The sequence below is a fragment of the Streptomyces broussonetiae genome (genome assembly GCF_009796285.1).
Classification (GTDB): Bacteria; Actinomycetota; Actinomycetes; order Streptomycetales; family Streptomycetaceae; genus Streptomyces; species Streptomyces broussonetiae.
Genome location: NZ_CP047020.1, coordinates 4057610 through 4074128 on the forward strand (window position 1 = coordinate 4057610; position 16519 = coordinate 4074128).

Here is a 16519-nt window from a genome sequence, read left to right on the forward strand (position 1 = left end):
AGCAGCCCCCGACCCGAGGTCTGGACCGAATAGTCAACGTTCCACCCATGAGCAACCAGCATCGGACATCCGCCGATGTACTGGCCTCTGACCAACCGGAGTTGGTAAGAAGTGCTCCTTAGAAAGGAGGTGATCCAGCCGCACCTTCCGGTACGGCTACCTTGTTACGACTTCGTCCCAATCGCCAGTCCCACCTTCGACAGCTCCCTCCCACAAGGGGTTGGGCCACCGGCTTCGGGTGTTACCGACTTTCGTGACGTGACGGGCGGTGTGTACAAGGCCCGGGAACGTATTCACCGCAGCAATGCTGATCTGCGATTACTAGCGACTCCGACTTCATGGGGTCGAGTTGCAGACCCCAATCCGAACTGAGACCGGCTTTTTGAGATTCGCTCCACCTCACGGTATCGCAGCTCATTGTACCGGCCATTGTAGCACGTGTGCAGCCCAAGACATAAGGGGCATGATGACTTGACGTCGTCCCCACCTTCCTCCGAGTTGACCCCGGCGGTCTCCTGTGAGTCCCCATCACCCCGAAGGGCATGCTGGCAACACAGAACAAGGGTTGCGCTCGTTGCGGGACTTAACCCAACATCTCACGACACGAGCTGACGACAGCCATGCACCACCTGTACACCGACCACAAGGGGGGCACTATCTCTAATGCTTTCCGGTGTATGTCAAGCCTTGGTAAGGTTCTTCGCGTTGCGTCGAATTAAGCCACATGCTCCGCCGCTTGTGCGGGCCCCCGTCAATTCCTTTGAGTTTTAGCCTTGCGGCCGTACTCCCCAGGCGGGGAACTTAATGCGTTAGCTGCGGCACCGACGACGTGGAATGTCGCCAACACCTAGTTCCCACCGTTTACGGCGTGGACTACCAGGGTATCTAATCCTGTTCGCTCCCCACGCTTTCGCTCCTCAGCGTCAGTAATGGCCCAGAGATCCGCCTTCGCCACCGGTGTTCCTCCTGATATCTGCGCATTTCACCGCTACACCAGGAATTCCGATCTCCCCTACCACACTCTAGCTAGCCCGTATCGACTGCAGACTCGGGGTTAAGCCCCGAGCTTTCACAATCGACGTGACAAGCCGCCTACGAGCTCTTTACGCCCAATAATTCCGGACAACGCTTGCGCCCTACGTATTACCGCGGCTGCTGGCACGTAGTTAGCCGGCGCTTCTTCTGCAGGTACCGTCACTCTCGCTTCTTCCCTGCTGAAAGAGGTTTACAACCCGAAGGCCGTCATCCCTCACGCGGCGTCGCTGCATCAGGCTTTCGCCCATTGTGCAATATTCCCCACTGCTGCCTCCCGTAGGAGTCTGGGCCGTGTCTCAGTCCCAGTGTGGCCGGTCGCCCTCTCAGGCCGGCTACCCGTCGTCGCCTTGGTGAGCCATTACCTCACCAACAAGCTGATAGGCCGCGGGCTCATCCTTCACCGCCGGAGCTTTCCAACCTCCAAGATGCCTTGGAGGCTCGTATCCGGTATTAGACCCCGTTTCCAGGGCTTGTCCCAGAGTGAAGGGCAGATTGCCCACGTGTTACTCACCCGTTCGCCACTAATCCACCCCGAAGGGCTTCATCGTTCGACTTGCATGTGTTAAGCACGCCGCCAGCGTTCGTCCTGAGCCAGGATCAAACTCTCCGTGAATGTTTACTCGGCCAGAAAATTAATTCAGCCGGTGCAACACCACGAGAGCGGAACCACCGGAGGAATAATCCGATGGTTCACAGCGTCCTCGCTGTGTTTTTTCAAAGGAACCTCGACCATCGGAATGTTCCGACAGACGGGGTATCAACATATCTGGCGTTGACTTTTGGCACGCTGTTGAGTTCTCAAGGAACGGTCGCTTCCTTTGTACTCACCCTCTCGGGCTTTCCTCCGGGCTTCCCTTCGGTGTTTCCGACTCTATCAGATCTTTTCTCGATCCGATTTCCTCGGCGCTTTCCAGGTTCCCGCGTTATTTCGCGGTTTCCTTTCCGGCGGTTCCGACTTTATCAGAAGTTCTTGGCCGGTCTGACCGGCCGCTCATTTCTGAGTAATCGGGGGATGCTTCTTCGAGACGCCGTTCTCGACGTTCCCTGGAGAAGCTCATAGATTCTAACGTTCGCCGCCGAACTTGTCCAGTTCCAGGCAACTGTTTGAATCTACCTCCCCTCGCCACCCGTGTCAACGGGTCTTGCGGGGCGAAGAGGAGACTAGCAGCTCACAGGGGTGAAACGCACATCAGGCGGCGGTCGGGACGGTGGCGCTGCGACTCGTCGCTTCAAGATCACCCGTTTCGCCGACACCCACCGCACGGCCGCCCAGGACGTAGACGTAGGTCAGAAATGCCAGCTCGGCCACGACGCCGATGCTGATGCGGGCCCAGGTGGGCAGACCAGACGGGGTGACAAAGCCTTCGATGGCGCCGGAGACGAAAAGGACCAAGGCCAGACCGATGGCCATGCCCACCGCTGCCCTTCCCTCCTCGGCGAGAGCCGTGCGGCGGGTACGTGGGCCGGGGTCTATGAGCGTCCAGCCCAGGCGCAGTCCCGTACCGGCTGCCACGAAGACCGCGGTGAGTTCCAGCAGGCCGTGCGGGAGAACCAGGCCGAGGAATGTATCGAGCCGGCCGGCGGAGGACATCAGGCCGACCCCGACGCCCAGGTTGAGCATGTTCTCGAAGAGGATCCAGAGGACGGGCAGGCCGAGGAAAACGCCCAGGACCAGGCACATCGCGGCGGCCTGGGCGTTGTTCGTCCACACCTGGGCGGCGAACGCGGTCGCGGGGTGGCTGGAGTAGTACGTCTCGTACTCACCACCGGGACGGGTCAGCTCGCGCAGTTGGCTGGGGGCGGCGATGGACGACTGGACGTCCGGGTGGGTGCCTATCCACCAGCCCAGGAGGATCGCGATGACCGTGGAGAGCACCGCCGTGGGCACCCACCAGTGGCGCGCGCGGTAGACAGCGGCCGGGAAGCCCTGGCCCAGGAAGCGCGTCACATCGCGCCACGAGGCACGGCGGGTGCCGGTGACGGCACTACGCGCGCGTGCCACCAGTTGGCTGAGCCGTCCCGTCAGCTGCGGGTCCGGAGCGCTGGACTGGATGAGGGAGAGGTGGGTGGCGGTGCGCTGGTAGAGCGTGACGAGTTCGTCGGCTTCGGTGCCGCTGAGGCGGCGTCGGCGGCGGAGCAGGGCGTCCAGGCGGTCCCACTCGGCTCGGTGGGCGGAGACGAAGACGTCCAGGTCCATCGGGTCTGCCTGCTCCTTGGCTGGTCCTCGACAGCTTGTCCGCTCGTCGGGGATGCTCGCGTTTGCTGTCAGCTTGTCGTACTGCGACGCGATGCGCCCACAGCTTGGCAGACTTGCGGTTCCGGGGGCAGTTCAGGGAAGGACGGCGGGCGTGAGTGAGCTGGTGACGGGCGAGGCGGTGGCGCTCGAACTACGGCCGGCGAAGCTGCCGAGCAGGGCGCTTGCCGTATTGCTCGACCTGGTGGTGACCGTGGTCGTGTACGCCGTCGTCACCGTCGTGCTGGTGATGTCGACGGCCTCTTTGGACGAGGCCGCGCAGGTGGCGCTGTCGATTGCGTCGTTTCTGCTGGTGCTGGTCGGCGGGCCTATCGCGGTGGAGACACTCAGTCACGGGCGCTCGCTGGGGAAGCTGGCGTTCGGGCTTCGGGTGGTGCGGGACGACGGTGGGCCGATCCGGTTCCGGCATGCGCTGGTGCGGGGTGCGATCGGTGTGGTGGAGATCCTGCTGACGTTCGGCGTGGTGGCCTGCATCGCTTCGCTGGTGTCCGCACGGGGCCGACGGCTCGGCGACGTGTTCGCGGGCACGCTGGTCGTGCGTGAGCGCATACCCACCGGTCGGACCGCTTTCGTGCCGCCTCCGCCGCCGTGGCTCGCGGGGCGGTTCGCCGGGTTGGACCTTTCCGCCGTGCCGGACGGGCTGTGGCTTGCCGTGCGCCAGTACCTCACGCGCATGCCGCAGCTCGATCCGCAGGTTTCCCTGGGCATGGCCCAGCGGCTCGCGGCCGACCTCGCGGCGCGTACGGGCGCGTCGGTGCCACCGGATCTGCCGGCGGCCGCGTTCCTGGCGGCCGTGCTGCACGAGCGCCAGTCCCGTGAGGCCCGGCGGGCGTTCGGCACCACAGGGCCCACCGCACCGGCGGCCGGACCCGGCGCGCCCGCCTCCTATCAGCCGCCCGTTGCCGCGGCTGCCCGGCCGCAGAGCCCCGCTCCGCCGGTCCAGTCGCAGGACTGGGCTCGGCAACCGCAGGCTCCCGTCATGCCGCCGGCCGCATCGCCCCGGGACGAGCCGCCGGCCGGCCGGCCCACCACCGGATTCGCGCCGCCCGCGTAGGACGCGGGCGCGGGAAGTTATCGGCGCTCGGACTCTTTGCCGACCGGACTCCTGCTTGGTCGGATCCCCTCCCCGGTCGGATCCCTGCGCGTTCGGTTCAATCGAACGTCGACGGCGGTGACTGGAGGTCCTCCAGCTCGATCCCGGGAGCGGCCAGAACGACATCGCCGGCGATGTGGACACTGTGCCGTTCGCCCGTGTCCAGGGCTGTGACCTGGTATTCGTCCACGGTCAGCAGGCCGTTGTCAGTGGCGTGTGCTTCGCTGTTCACCAAGGCCCAGGACTGGTCCACGGTGCGGGGGGCGAGGACCGGATCCGTGAAGGCGACCAGGCGTACACGGGTCGCGGAGGACGAGGGGGTGAGGCGCAGGAGACGGGCGGTGGCGATGAGGAACGCGGGGGACGTGCCGGTGAAGGCGTGGGCGCGCACATTGCCTTCGGTGGCATGGGTTCCGGTGGGGTCCGTGCGGACCCAGGTGACGCCGTCGAGGGCGGCGCCGCGCACCTGCCAGCCTCCCGCGAGCAGCTCGAGACGGATGGGGCGGCCGAGGTCGTCCAGGGCGAGATCCACCGAGCCACGGTGGTCACCGGCGGGGCCGGTCAGCCGGGCGACATAGCGCCAGCCGGACGGGCCGGGGGCGCATTGGAAGTGTTCTTCTGCGAGGGGGGTGTGATCGTGCGGATCGTGGAGCGAATAACGGCCGCGGGGCATGGGGGTCCTGGCTCTTGACGGGCTGACGGTCCGGACGGGCTGACGGTCGGGACAAAGGGGCAGGCCCCCGGCACGGGGGTGCGGGGGCCTGCCTCGGAGGACCTGCTGTCGGAGAGCGCGGCGGGGTACCGGCGCGCTCCCCGGCCGGCGGGGCCGCGCGGTGGCCGGCTCAGTAGCGGTAGTGGTCCGACTTGAACGGCCCGTCGACCTCGACACCGATGTACGCGGCCTGCTCCGGACGCAGCCTGGTCAGCTTGACGCCGAGGGAGTCCAGGTGAAGCCGGGCGACCTTCTCGTCCAGGTGCTTGGGCAGCGTGTACACACCCACCGGATACGCGTCCGGCTTGGTGAACAGCTCGATCTGGGCCAGCGTCTGGTCCGCGAACGAGTTGGACATCACGAACGACGGATGCCCCGTCGCGTTGCCCAGGTTCAGCAGCCGCCCCTCCGACAGCACGATGATCACCTTGCCGTCCGGGAACGTCCACGTGTGAACCTGCGGCTTGACCTCGTCCTTCACGATCCCCGGCACCCTCGCCAGACCCGCCATGTCGATCTCGTTGTCGAAGTGGCCGATGTTCCCCACGATCGCCTGGTGCTTCATCCTGGCCATGTCACCGGCCATGATGATGTCCTTGTTGCCCGTCGTCGTGATGAAGATGTCGGCCTTGTCGACAACCTCGTCCAGCGTCGTCACCTGGTAACCGTCCATCGCCGCCTGCAACGCGCAGATCGGGTCGATCTCCGTCACGATCACCCGGGCACCCTGACCCCGCAACGACTCCGCACAGCCCTTGCCGACATCGCCGTAACCGCACACCACCGCCGTCTTGCCACCGATCAGCACATCCGTGGCCCGGTTGATGCCGTCGACCAGGGAATGCCGGCAACCGTACTTGTTGTCGAACTTCGACTTGGTCACAGCGTCGTTGACATTGATCGCCGGGAACAGCAGAACCCCGTCACGCTGCATCTCGTACAGCCGGTGGACACCCGTCGTGGTCTCCTCCGTCACCCCGCGGATCTCCGAGGCGAGCTGGGTCCACTTCTGGGAGTTCTCGCCCAGGGTGCGGTGCAGCAGCTGGAGGATGACGCGGTGCTCGTCGGACTCGGCGGTCTCCAGGGCGGGGACCTCGCCGGCCTTCTCGTACTCGACACCCTTGTGGACGAGGAGGGTGGCGTCACCGCCGTCGTCCAGGATCATGTTCGGGCCGCCGGTGGGGCTGTCCGGCCAGGTCAGCGCCTGCTCGGTGCACCACCAGTACTCCTGGAGGGTCTCGCCCTTCCAGGCGAAGACCGGAACGCCCTGCGGGTTGTCGGGCGTGCCGTTGGGGCCGACGGCGATGGCGGCGGCCGCGTGGTCCTGGGTGGAGAAGATGTTGCAGGAGGCCCAGCGGACCCGCGCGCCGAGCGCGACCAGGGTCTCGATCAGCACGGCGGTCTGCACCGTCATGTGCAGGGAACCGGTGACCCGGGCACCGGCCAGCGGCTGGGCCTCGGCGTACTCCTTGCGGATCGCCATCAGGCCGGGCATCTCGTGCTCGGCGAGGGTGATCTCCTTGCGGCCGAACTCGGCCAGGGAGAGGTCGGCGACCTTGAAGTCCTGCCGGTTGTCGACAGTCGTCATTGCGGGCTGCTCCTCGGTATCGGGGCGAGGTGGGTACGGCTGGTCTGCGCGGCGGCGGACACAGGAGTGCCTGAAAAGAGGACACAGGCATGCCCGCGTACGCGCAGCGCAGTCCGTCGGAGGCCCTCTCTCCCTCGGTCGGTCCGCGTGGGACCGCCCGACCGCCATCAGCAGCGACGTCTGGCTCCGTTCCAAGCTACACCGGAGAGCCGGGTCGCCCCCAGTTCGCCTTTGCAAGGTTCGATCCGGCCAAAGAGCGGTTTCGAGGGGCCGGGCGGGGGCAGGCCGGGTGCCGGCAAGGTCCGAAAACCCGGACGCGGGAGCCTACGGACCAGGAGGAACAGGGAACTTTGCGTCTTTGGGCCGGCCTGCCGGTACGGCAGGATGCACAGGGGCCGGGAGTTCCGGCCCTCGCCCGCGAGGCGCCCGGGACGGCGCTGCGCGCGACCAAGGTGTTAGGAGATCGACGTGACCAGTCCGGCCGGCCCTCCCCCCACGGATGGCCGCGATGACGAGCGGCGGCAGGTGAAGCTGCTGGCGGTGACCGCCTGCCCGACCGGCATCGCGCACACGTACATGGCGGCGGAGAAGCTCGCACAGGCCGCGGCGAGCCGTGGCATCGAGATGAAGGTGGAGACCCAGGGATCCATCGGGGCCGAGAACGTCCTCGATGACAACGATGTCAGAAGTGCGGACGGCATCATCGTCGCCGCCGACAAGGACGTCGACCTGAGCCGTTTCGCGGGCAAGCGCGTGCTGACGGCAGGGGTCGCCGAGGGCATCCACCATCCCGAGCAGCTGATCGAGCGGGTGCTCTCGGCGCCGGTGCACGCGCCGGGTGGGGCAGCCGGGGGCCCGGCGTCCGCGACCGCAGGGCGCGGCAAGGAACGCGGGCCCGTGTACAAGGCGCTGATGAACGGTGTGTCGTACATGATCCCGTTCGTGGTCGTCGGCGGTCTGCTGATCGCGGTCTCGCTCGCGCTCGGCGGGCATGCCACGTCCAAGGGGTATGTGATCCCGGACGGCACCTTCTGGGCGCACGTCAACGCGATCGGCGGGATCGGCTTCCAGCTGATGATCCCGATCCTGTCCGGTTACATCGCCTACGCGATCGCCGACCGGCCCGCGCTCGTGCCGGGAATGATCGGCGGGTGGATCGCCAACACGGGCGCGCTGTACGACTCCAAGGCCGGCGCGGGGTTCATCGGGGCGATCGTGACCGGGTTCCTCGCCGGTTATCTGGTGCTGTGGATCAAGAAGGTCCGGGTACCCAGGTTCGTGCAGCCGATCATGCCGATCATCGTGATCCCGATCGTGGCGACGACGGCGCTCGGGCTGTTCTTCATCTATGTCATCGGCAAGCCGATCTCCTGGGTGTTCGAGCACCTCACGAGCTGGCTCGGCGGCATGACCGGGACGAGCGCGATCCTGCTCGGCGCGATTCTCGGGCTGATGATCGCGTTCGACATGGGCGGGCCGGTCAACAAGACGGCGTTCCTCTTCGGTGCCGGTCTCATCGCGAGCGGCAACCAGACGGTGATGGGCATGTGCGCGGCCGCGATCCCGGTGATGCCGCTGGGCCAGGGAATGGCCACGCTGATCCGCCGCCGGCTGTACACCGAGCAGGAACGGGAGACGGGGCTCGCGGCGCTGTTCATGGGCTGCTTCGGTATCTCCGAGGGCGCGATTCCGTTCGCGGCGGCGCGTCCGGCGCAGGTCATTCCGGCGAACATGCTCGGTGGCGCGGTGGCCGGTGCCGTTGCGGGGCTGGCCGGGGTGAAGGACGCGGTGCCGCACGGGGGGCCGATCGTGGCGGTGCTGGGGGCGGTGAGTGGCGTGCCGATGTTCTTCGTCGCCGTGGTGATCGGGTCGGTGGTGACCGCGCTGACGACTGTGGCGCTGGTCGACGCGAGTGGGCGTCGGGGGCGTGTGGCGGGGGCGGCGGCTGTACCTGTCGCAGCGGTGGAGGCCGTTCCGGTCGGTGCGGGTTCGGGTGCGCCTTCGGGTGCGGTGGGGGACGGTTTCCCGCCCGCAGCACCCGCGCAGGCATCGTCGGCGTCGACGGGTGCGAGGGGCTCCGGTGAGGAGTCCTCGTCGTCGGCGACTGTGGGTTCGGGCAGGGCGGTGGTGGTGGTGTCGGAGGACCGTGAGGAAGTTCGGTCCGAGGTCCTCTCCGGGTATCTGACCGAGCGCACCGTCCAGGTCTCGCTCGCCTCCGAGGACAAGGACGCCGCGATACGGGAGATGGCCGAACTGCTCGGCCGCAGTGGGCGGGTCGGCGATGTGGACGAGTTGGTGGCGACCGCGCTGCGGCGTGAGGAGCAGGGGACGACCGGGCTCGGGGAGGAGATTGCCATCCCCCATGCCAAGACCGATGCGGTGACGGCGCCGGTCGTCGGCTTCGCACGGTCCGCCGAGGGGGTCGAGTGGGGTGCGCTGGACGGTACGAAGGCCCGGCTGGTGTTCATGATCGCCGTACCGCAGGCGGCCGCCGGCGACGAACACCTGTGGATCCTCGCGCTGTTGTCCCGCAAGCTGATGGATCCCGGTTTCCGGGAGCGGCTGCTGGCGGCGCCGGACGAGCGGGCGGTGCTCGACGTGCTCGGTGAGATCGGCTGAGCCGGCAGAGCTGAGAGAACCGAGAGCGCCGAGTCGGCGGGAGGGGGGCGGGGCCCGGGCCGGTGTTCCACCCCACCCCCTGACCTGCTCCTGTGCACGGCCCGCGTACGACCGTACGGCGAGGCCCGCTGTGGCACAGAGTGTTCACAGGGGGCCGCTAGGATCCGCGCCTCGGATGGGCCGCTTGGGGAGGACGGAACATGGCAGGCGCAAGGCGGGGGCGAGGGCTGGGGATATCGGCGCTCGTGGTGGGGCTCCTGGGGCTGGTGCTGGCGGTCGGCGGCTTCGGCTTCCTGAGGTCCGCGTACGGGGCCTCCACCGTGGCGGGCAGCAGTATGCGGCCGTCGTACGACCGGGGTGACCGGATCGTCTGGGAGCGTGTCGACGGGAGCGAGGTACGGCGCGGTGACGTCGTGCTGTTCACGCCGCCCGCCGACTACGGGTTCGACGGGCCTTTGCTCAAGCGGGTCGTCGGCGTGGGCGGGGACCGGGTGACGTGCTGCACGGCGGCGGGCTCGCGGGAGCGGGTGACCGTGAACGGGAAGCCGGTCGAGGAGCCGTACGTGTACGGCGGTGACGCCGACGGCGTGCACAAGTCGTACGACGTGACGGTCCCCCGGGGGCGGCTGTTCCTGCTGGGCGACAACCGCGCGAACTCCAATGACTCGCGTTTCCATTCCGGCGAGCAGGGTGGGACGGTGTCCGCCGACGCGGTGCGGGGCCGGGTGACGGATGACCGCACGGTCCCGTTCCTGCTGGTCGCGGCTCTGCTCGTCGGCGTCGTGCTGCTCCTGGTCGGGGGCGGCCTCGGCATCGCCTTCCTCGCCGTACGACGGCGGAAGGTGCCGCAGGTCCCGCAGATGCCCTGGCCGATGCAGCCGACGGGGAGCTGACCGGGCGCGGCGGCAGGCGTCAGTGGCCGGCCGCGTGCGGGTTCGGGCCGCCCGGGGTGGCCTCCGGGTCCGGGCCCTTGGCGGCCTCGGTCTCGCTGTAGATGTCCGGTTCGAGGTAGATGACGCGGGCGATCGGGACGGCGGCGCGGATACGTGCCTCGGCGGCGTTGATGGCGTTCGCGACCTCGGTGGCCGTGTCGTCGTGCTGGACGGCGATCTTGGCGGCGACCAGCAGCTCCTCGGGGCCGAGGTGCAGCGTGCGCATGTGGATGAGGCCGGTGACGGTGTCGCCGTCGACGGTCGCCTCCTCGATCCGCTTGATCACGTCCAGGCCCGCGGCCTCGCCGAGCAGCAGCGACTTGGTCTCGGCGGCCAGGACCAGGGCGATGCAGACGAGCAGGACGCCGATGCAGACGGTGCCGATGCCGTCCCAGACGCCGTCGCCGGTGAGCGCAGCGAGGCCGACGCCGAGCAGGGCGAGGACCAGGCCGATGAGCGCGCCGAAGTCCTCCAGCAGGACGACCGGCAGCTCGGGTGCCTTGGCGCGGCGGATGAACTGCGCCCAGGACAGGCTGCCGCGCAGTTCGCTGGACTCCTTGATGGCCGTGCGGAAGGAGAAGCCCTCGGCGACGACCGCGAAGAGCAGGACGCCCACCGGCCAGTACCAGTGCTCCAGCTCGTGCGGGTGGCTGATCTTCTCGTAGCCCTCGTAGATGGCGAACATGCCGCCGATGGAGAAGAGCACGATCGAGACCAGGAAGGCGTAGATGAAGCGCTCACGGCCGTAGCCGAACGGGTGTTGCGGGGTGGCTTCGCGCTGTGCGCGCTTGCCGCCTATCAGCAGCAGGAACTGGTTCCCGGAGTCGGCGAGCGAGTGGACGCCCTCGGCGAGCATCGAGGAGGAGCCGCTGAACGCGAACGCCACGAACTTCGATGCCGCGATCGCGAGATTGGCGCCGAGTGCCGCCACGATCGCCTTCGTACCGCCTGACGCGCTCATGTGTCCGCGTGTCCCTTCGCCTCTGTCGCCCTCGTACGCCCCGCCGTGTCCGGGCAGGTCCCGGCTTTGCCCGGCCTTTGCCGATGGGTCATTCTTGCAGCCCGGCCGGGCCCCGGTGCGTCAGGTATCCACAACCCCGGTCATACGATCACAGTGGCACGGAAGACAGTTCCCGCGCCGGAGACCTCGGCCTTCTCGCCCGCCGGGACGAAGACCGACCGGCCCGGGTCCAGCTCGTGCTCGCCCGCGCGGACGGAACCGGCCGTGCACAGCAGGATCTGCGGGGTGTCGAGGGTGAGGTCGTGGGCCGCCGCGCCTTCGGGGAGGACGTACCGGGACAGGCGGAACTCGTCGATCGGCGTCTCGTACACCTCCTCGCCGTCCGGGGAGGCCTCGGGGCGCAGCACGCCCGGGTCGCTCGCCTCGAAGCGGACGATGCGCAGCAGTTCGGGGACGTCGACGTGCTTGGGCGTCAGCCCGCAGCGCAGCACGTTGTCGGAGTTGGCCATGATCTCGACGCCGAGGCCGTTCAGGTACGCGTGCGGGATGCCGGCGCCGAGGAAGAGGGCCTCGCCGGGCTGCAGGCGGACATGGTTGAGCAGCATCGCCGCGATGACGCCGGGGTCGCCCGGGTAGTGGTGGGCGATGTCGGCGTAGGGCGCGTAGGCGCCGCCGAGGCGGGTGGCGGCGGCGGTGGCCTCGGCGACCGCGCGGGCCATCTCGTCGCGGTCGGCGCTGAGGATCGCGGTGAGGACCTCGCGCAGGGCCGCGTCCTCGGGGTGGGCGTGCAGCAGGTCGACGTACGGCTTGAGGGAGTCGACGCCGAGTCCGGCGAGCAGGTCGGCGGCCTGGACCGGGTCACGGAAGCCGCACAGGCCGTCGAACTCGGTGAGCGCGCAGATCAGTTCGGGCTTGTGGTTGGCGTCCTTGTAGTTGCGGTGCGGGGCGTCGACCGGGATGCCGCGGCGCTCCTCGTCCTCGTAACCCTCCTTCGCCTGTTCCAGGTTGGGGTGCACCTGGAGGGAGAGGGGCGCGCCGGCGGCGAGGATCTTGAGCAGGAAGGGCAGGCGCGGGCCGAACTTCGCCACGGCCGCCTTGCCCAGCTCGGCCTCCGGGTGCGCGTCGATGACCTCGACGAGGCTCCCGCGCTCGGTGCGCGAGGGGGCGCCCGGGTGCGCGCCCATCCACATCTCCGCCTGTGGCTCACCGGTCGGCTCGACGCCGAGGAGGTGCGGGATGGCGGTGGGGGAACCCCAGGCGTAGGGGCGGACGGTGTTGTCGAGGCGGTCCATGTGTATGTGTCTTCTCTGTCTGTCGTTCGTACGCTGCTCGGTCGGCGTCGACCGGTGAGGGGCGCGGACTCCGGCCCGTAGCCAGATCAGGCCCTCGAAGCGAGCGCCAGGTAAACGGCGGCGAAATCCGTGACGGCGATCAGTTCCGCGAGCGTCTCCAGATCGCCGCCCTCCTCCGGTTCGAGCTCGCTGATCGGCGTGTCGTGGCTGAGGGCCAGGTCGCGGGCGGCCGGGGCGGCGGTGAGGCCGCTGATCGGGCGGTCGCGAAGCAGCACCACGCGCGCGTGCAGCGCGGGGGCCTCCTCCACGCGGTCGCGGAAGAAGTCGTCGGGGTCGGCGCTGGCGGCCAGCGGTCCGGCCAGCAGGGCGCTGTGCACGGCGAGCGCCTCGGGCAGTTCGGCGACGAGCGCGGGGCGGCCGGAGAGTTCAGCGAGGGCGGCGGCGAAACGGCGTCCGGCAGGGCCCGCCGAGGTTCCTTCCGTCCACACCACCGGGAGCGCGTCGGCGAGTTCGGCGGCGAGGGTCTTGGCCGGGTTGCTGTACGTCGCGATGGCGGGACCGCAGCGCTCGGCGATGTGGTCCAGCCGGTCGGCGACCTTCTCGAGCGCCTCGGGCGGGGCGCTGAGCAGGCCGATGCGGTCCAGCAGGGCCAGCAGCGGGGTGAGCAGCGCCCAGAAGACGCCGGGGGAGGACGCGGCGAGCGGTTCGTCCTGGTCGTACGGCGCTGTTGCCATCGGTACGAACAGGCCGTGCGCGCCGGCGACGGACTCGGCGAGCGGGGTGCCGGGCGGTGCCACGGCGACGACCGAGCAGCCGCGGCGGTAGGCCTGGTCGGCGAGGAGCGAGAGGCTGGGCTCGGTGCCGTCCGGGGTGGCGATCAGGAGCAGGTCCACGGAACCGGTCCAGCCCGGCAGTTCCCAGCGCAGGGCGCCGGCGGCCGGGGCGACGCCGGTCGGGGCCAGGCGGACCACGGGGCTGCCGACGCCGGCCAGCGCGCCGATCAGGTCGGCGGTGTGGGTGGCGGCGGCGCCGGGGCCGGCGATCAGGACGGCGCGGGGGCGGCCGTCGGGCTTGAGGTCGCCGACGCCCGCCTCGGTGGCATGCCGGACGGCAGTGCGGACGCGGGCGCCGGCCTCGGCGGCACCGCGCAGCAGGCCTCGGCGGTCGGCCTCGGCGAGGCCCTCCGGGGTATCGAGCAGCGATTCGTCCAGCATGGCGGCAGCCTCCGGTCGCCTGGCGTCCTGTGCGGAGCCTTTCCAGGGGGGTGGGCGCCTCTTCGCTGCGCGGCGGGCGCCTTTTCGCTACGAGGGGGTCTACGCGGGGATGGGCCTCGTCACTCGGGGCGGCGGGCCTCGTCCACGAGGAGGACCGGGATGTCGTCGCGGACCGGGTAGGCGAGACCGCAGTCCTGGCCCGTGCAGACCAGCTCGGTGTCCTGCTCCTTGAGGGGGGCGTGGCAGGCCGGGCAGGCGAGGATCTCCAGGAGGCCGGCTTCGAGCGGCATGAGGGGGTTCCCTTCGAGGGCGGAGTTTTCTTTGGCCGCTGGTCAGCGTACCGCTGCTGGGCAGGCTGGGCCGGGCCACGGGCACCGCCCAGGGGGCTTTGCCCCCTGGACCCCGTCGTTCTCGCCCGGCCACCCGTCGCGGCCGGGCGGGAAGCCGGTCTCAGCCCCTGATGATCGCCAGGGCCTCGTCCCTGATCTCTGCCATCGTGGCCTCGTCCTTCGCCTCGGCGTTCAGGCGCAGGAGGGGCTCCGTGTTGGAGGGGCGGACGTTGAACCACCAGTCGGCCGCGGCGACCGTGAGGCCGTCGAGGTCGTCCAGGGTGACGTCGGCGCGGTTCTCGTACGCGGCACGGATCGCGGCGAGGCGGTCGGCCTGGTCGGCGACGGTCGAGTTGATCTCGCCGGAGCCGACGTAGCGGTCGTACTGGGCCACGAGCGCGGAGAGGGGGCCGTCCTGGCCGCCCAGGGCCGCGAGGACGTGCAGGGCGGCCAGCATGCCCGTGTCGGCGTTCCAGAAGTCCTTGAAGTAGTAGTGCGCGGAGTGCTCACCGCCGAAGATCGCGCCACTGCGGGCCATCTCGGCCTTGATGAAGGAGTGGCCGACGCGGGTGCGGACCGGCGTGCCGCCGTTCTCCTTCACGACCTCCGGGACCGTGCGGGAGGTGATCAGGTTGTGGATGATCGTGCCCTTGCCGCCGTTGCGGGCGAGTTCGCGCACGGCGACCAGCGCGGTGACCGCGGACGGGGAGACCGGGTCGCCGTGCTCGTCCACGACGAAGCAGCGGTCGGCGTCGCCGTCGAAGGCGATGCCGAGGTCGGCGCCCTCCTGGGGAACCCGCTTCTGCAGGTCCACGAGGTTGGCCGGGTCGAGCGGGTTGGCCTCGTGGTTCGGGAAGGTGCCGTCCAGCTCGAAGTACATCGGGACGAGGGTCAGGGGCAGGCCGGCGAAGACCGTGGGGACCGTGTGGCCGCCCATGCCGTTGCCGGCGTCGACCACGACCTTCAGGGGGCGGATGGAGGTCAGGTCGACGAGGGAGCGCAGGTGCGTCGCGTAATCCTCCAACGTCTCGCGCGACGACAGGGTTCCCGGCTCGGCGACCGGCTCGGGGTGGCCCGACTCCAGCCACTGCTCGACCAGTTCGCGGATCTGCGTCAGGCCGGTGTCCTGGCCGACCGGGGCGGCGCCCGCGCGGCACAGCTTGATGCCGTTGTACTGGGCCGGGTTGTGGGAGGCGGTGAACATGGCGCCGGGCAGGTCCAGCGCGCCCGAGGCGTAGTACAGCTGGTCCGTGGAGCACAGGCCGATCTCGGTGACGTTCACGCCGCGGTCCGCCGCGCCGCGCGCGAAGGCGCGGGACAGGCCCGGGGACGAGGGCCGCATGTCGTGGCCGACGACGATCGCCGTGGCTCCCGTCACCTCCGCGAAGGCGGCGCCGAAGAGCCCGGCCAGCGACTCGTCCCACTGGTCCGGGACCACTCCCCGTACGTCGTACGCCTTCACGATCTGCGACAGATCAACAGCCACGGCCAACCCTCCTGAAAGTTCTATGGGTGCCCACAAACTACCCGTCGGGGGTAAGGGAGTGGTGTGCGGACACCATGGGCGGACTGAGCCGTGACCGTCGTGACCGCCGGATCGGGGCGGGTCGGTCAGTTGTCCGGGGAGCGCAGCACCCGGAGATGGCCGCGGCGGGCGACCTCCATGGGGTCCGCCGCGCGGCCTCCGCCGCCCGCCCCGGCGGCGCGCTCCTGAGGGCGGGCCGCCTCGCGCACGGCGTTGGCGAGGGCTTCGAGGTCGTCGCCGCTGGGGCGCGCTGGGGCCGAGCCGTCCAGGAGGCGTACGACCTCCCAGCCGCGCGGGGCGGTGAGGCGCTCGGAGTGCTCGGCGCACAGGTCGTAGCAGTGGGGTTCGGCGTAGGTGGCGAGCGGGCCGAGGACCGCGGTCGAGTCGGCGTAGACGTACGTCAGCGTCGCCACGGCGGGTCGGCCGCAGGCGGTGCGCGAACAGCGACGTACAGGGCTCACGACGTTGGACGGTACCGCACTCTTGAGCGGGCCGCGACGACTCTCCACCAGGTCACTCCACTGTGTCGTGCTGTGAAACGTCCCACACACCCCTTCGGGGAGGCCCGGTTGACCTGCGTGGACGGATCCTCGGCGGATCCGGGGCGGGACGGGATCCGGTCATGAGTCGGTACAAACACCGTCAATTGCCTTGAGTTCGGCGGTCTTGGAGGGATATGGAAACGAGCCAGACGTTGGCTGGAACGGTCATCCTGTGACAGATGAGGTGGGTTCCGGCCAGGAGGGGCGGATGGGCCGATCGGCGGCGGGCCGATCGGCACAGGGGGCCGAGGGGCAGGAGCCGAACGGCGGGGTCGCGGGGAGGCGTTTGCGGTGGGGGAGGCGCTGCCGCCGCGGAGGCCGGTGTCCGGTGTCGTGTGGAGCCGGGCGGGGGGAACGGGCGGGGACTACGCTTCACCGGTGATGGACAACCGTGTACCGCCCCGTGCCACCGGCCCCGGGCCC

The 16519-nt window shown here is 69.3% G+C and carries 12 protein-coding genes and 1 rRNA gene; 3 read left to right on the forward strand and 10 right to left on the reverse strand.

The genetic code is table 11. The features are described from left to right. Nucleotides 1–122: 122 nt before the first annotated feature. Both GQF42_RS18735 and GQF42_RS18740 read right to left on the reverse strand, forming a co-directional pair. Nucleotides 123–1648: ribosomal RNA gene (locus GQF42_RS18735) — 16S ribosomal RNA — on the reverse strand. A gap of 576 nt (nucleotides 1649–2224) precedes the next feature. After that, a complete protein-coding gene (locus GQF42_RS18740; protein ID WP_158921404.1) occupies nucleotides 2225–3232 on the reverse strand; it encodes a stage II sporulation protein M in 1008 nt (335 codons plus the stop codon). Between the two features lie 151 nt (nucleotides 3233–3383). Here GQF42_RS18740 and GQF42_RS18745 point away from each other — a divergent pair, with 151 nt between their 5' ends. Continuing rightward, entirely contained in the window at nucleotides 3384–4343 is a 960-nt protein-coding gene (locus GQF42_RS18745; protein ID WP_199272718.1) for an RDD family protein, read from the forward strand. A gap of 97 nt (nucleotides 4344–4440) precedes the next feature. Here the strand turns inward: GQF42_RS18745 and GQF42_RS18750 are convergent, their stop codons facing one another. Both GQF42_RS18750 and ahcY read right to left on the reverse strand, forming a co-directional pair. Continuing rightward, a complete protein-coding gene (locus GQF42_RS18750) occupies nucleotides 4441–5055 on the reverse strand; it encodes a hypothetical protein (protein WP_158921406.1) in 615 nt (204 codons plus the stop codon). A 169-nt stretch (nucleotides 5056–5224) separates the two neighbouring features. Next, complete coding sequence (gene ahcY / locus GQF42_RS18755) at nucleotides 5225–6682, reverse strand: adenosylhomocysteinase (protein WP_158921408.1); 1458 nt, start codon at nucleotides 6680–6682, stop codon at nucleotides 5225–5227. A 468-nt stretch (nucleotides 6683–7150) separates the two neighbouring features. Here ahcY and GQF42_RS18765 point away from each other — a divergent pair, with 468 nt between their 5' ends. Continuing rightward, entirely contained in the window at nucleotides 7151–9301 is a 2151-nt protein-coding gene (locus GQF42_RS18765; protein WP_158921412.1) for a fructose-specific PTS transporter subunit EIIC, read from the forward strand. A 200-nt stretch (nucleotides 9302–9501) separates the two neighbouring features. Then, entirely contained in the window at nucleotides 9502–10194 is a 693-nt protein-coding gene (lepB, locus tag GQF42_RS18770; protein WP_158921414.1) for a signal peptidase I, read from the forward strand. 19 nt (nucleotides 10195–10213) lie between these two features. On the opposite strand, the gene GQF42_RS18775 is transcribed toward lepB, so the two are convergent. The 6 genes from GQF42_RS18775 to GQF42_RS18800 all read right to left on the reverse strand — a co-directional run bounded on the left by GQF42_RS18775 (nucleotide 10214) and on the right by GQF42_RS18800 (nucleotide 16063). Next, nucleotides 10214–11194, reverse strand: a complete 981-nt coding sequence (locus GQF42_RS18775) for a cation diffusion facilitator family transporter (protein ID WP_158921416.1) — start codon at nucleotides 11192–11194, stop codon at nucleotides 10214–10216. A 140-nt stretch (nucleotides 11195–11334) separates the two neighbouring features. Next, nucleotides 11335–12486 (reverse strand): mannose-6-phosphate isomerase, class I, encoded by a 1152-nt coding sequence (manA, locus tag GQF42_RS18780; RefSeq protein WP_158921418.1) that lies wholly within the window; start codon nucleotides 12484–12486, stop codon nucleotides 11335–11337. An 86-nt stretch (nucleotides 12487–12572) separates the two neighbouring features. After that, a complete protein-coding gene (locus GQF42_RS18785) occupies nucleotides 12573–13700 on the reverse strand; it encodes an SIS domain-containing protein (protein WP_158921420.1) in 1128 nt (375 codons plus the stop codon). A gap of 119 nt (nucleotides 13701–13819) precedes the next feature. Next, a complete protein-coding gene (locus GQF42_RS18790) occupies nucleotides 13820–13990 on the reverse strand; it encodes a Trm112 family protein (protein WP_158921422.1) in 171 nt (56 codons plus the stop codon). 160 nt (nucleotides 13991–14150) lie between these two features. Then, a complete protein-coding gene (locus GQF42_RS18795) occupies nucleotides 14151–15515 on the reverse strand; it encodes a phosphomannomutase/phosphoglucomutase (RefSeq protein ID WP_158921424.1) in 1365 nt (454 codons plus the stop codon). A 125-nt stretch (nucleotides 15516–15640) separates the two neighbouring features. Then, nucleotides 15641–16063, reverse strand: a complete 423-nt coding sequence (locus GQF42_RS18800; RefSeq protein WP_010034669.1) for a DUF3499 domain-containing protein — start codon at nucleotides 16061–16063, stop codon at nucleotides 15641–15643. Nucleotides 16064–16519 lie beyond the last annotated feature (456 nt).

What these genes read in the sequence shown, in the direction of transcription:
- GQF42_RS18740 (WP_158921404.1), bottom strand. Translation starts at nt 3,232, where the DNA reads ATGGACCTGGACGTCTTCGTCTCCGCCCACCGAGCCGAGTGGGACCGC.
- GQF42_RS18750 (WP_158921406.1), bottom strand. Translation starts at nt 5,055, where the DNA reads ATGCCCCGCGGCCGTTATTCGCTCCACGATCCGCACGATCACACCCCC.
- ahcY (WP_158921408.1), bottom strand. Translation starts at nt 6,682, where the DNA reads ATGACGACTGTCGACAACCGGCAGGACTTCAAGGTCGCCGACCTCTCC.
- lepB (WP_158921414.1), top strand. Translation starts at nt 9,502, where the DNA reads ATGGCAGGCGCAAGGCGGGGGCGAGGGCTGGGGATATCGGCGCTCGTG.
- GQF42_RS18775 (WP_158921416.1), bottom strand. Translation starts at nt 11,194, where the DNA reads ATGAGCGCGTCAGGCGGTACGAAGGCGATCGTGGCGGCACTCGGCGCC.
- manA (WP_158921418.1), bottom strand. Translation starts at nt 12,486, where the DNA reads ATGGACCGCCTCGACAACACCGTCCGCCCCTACGCCTGGGGTTCCCCC.
- GQF42_RS18785 (WP_158921420.1), bottom strand. Translation starts at nt 13,700, where the DNA reads ATGCTGGACGAATCGCTGCTCGATACCCCGGAGGGCCTCGCCGAGGCC.
- GQF42_RS18790 (WP_158921422.1), bottom strand. Translation starts at nt 13,990, where the DNA reads ATGCCGCTCGAAGCCGGCCTCCTGGAGATCCTCGCCTGCCCGGCCTGC.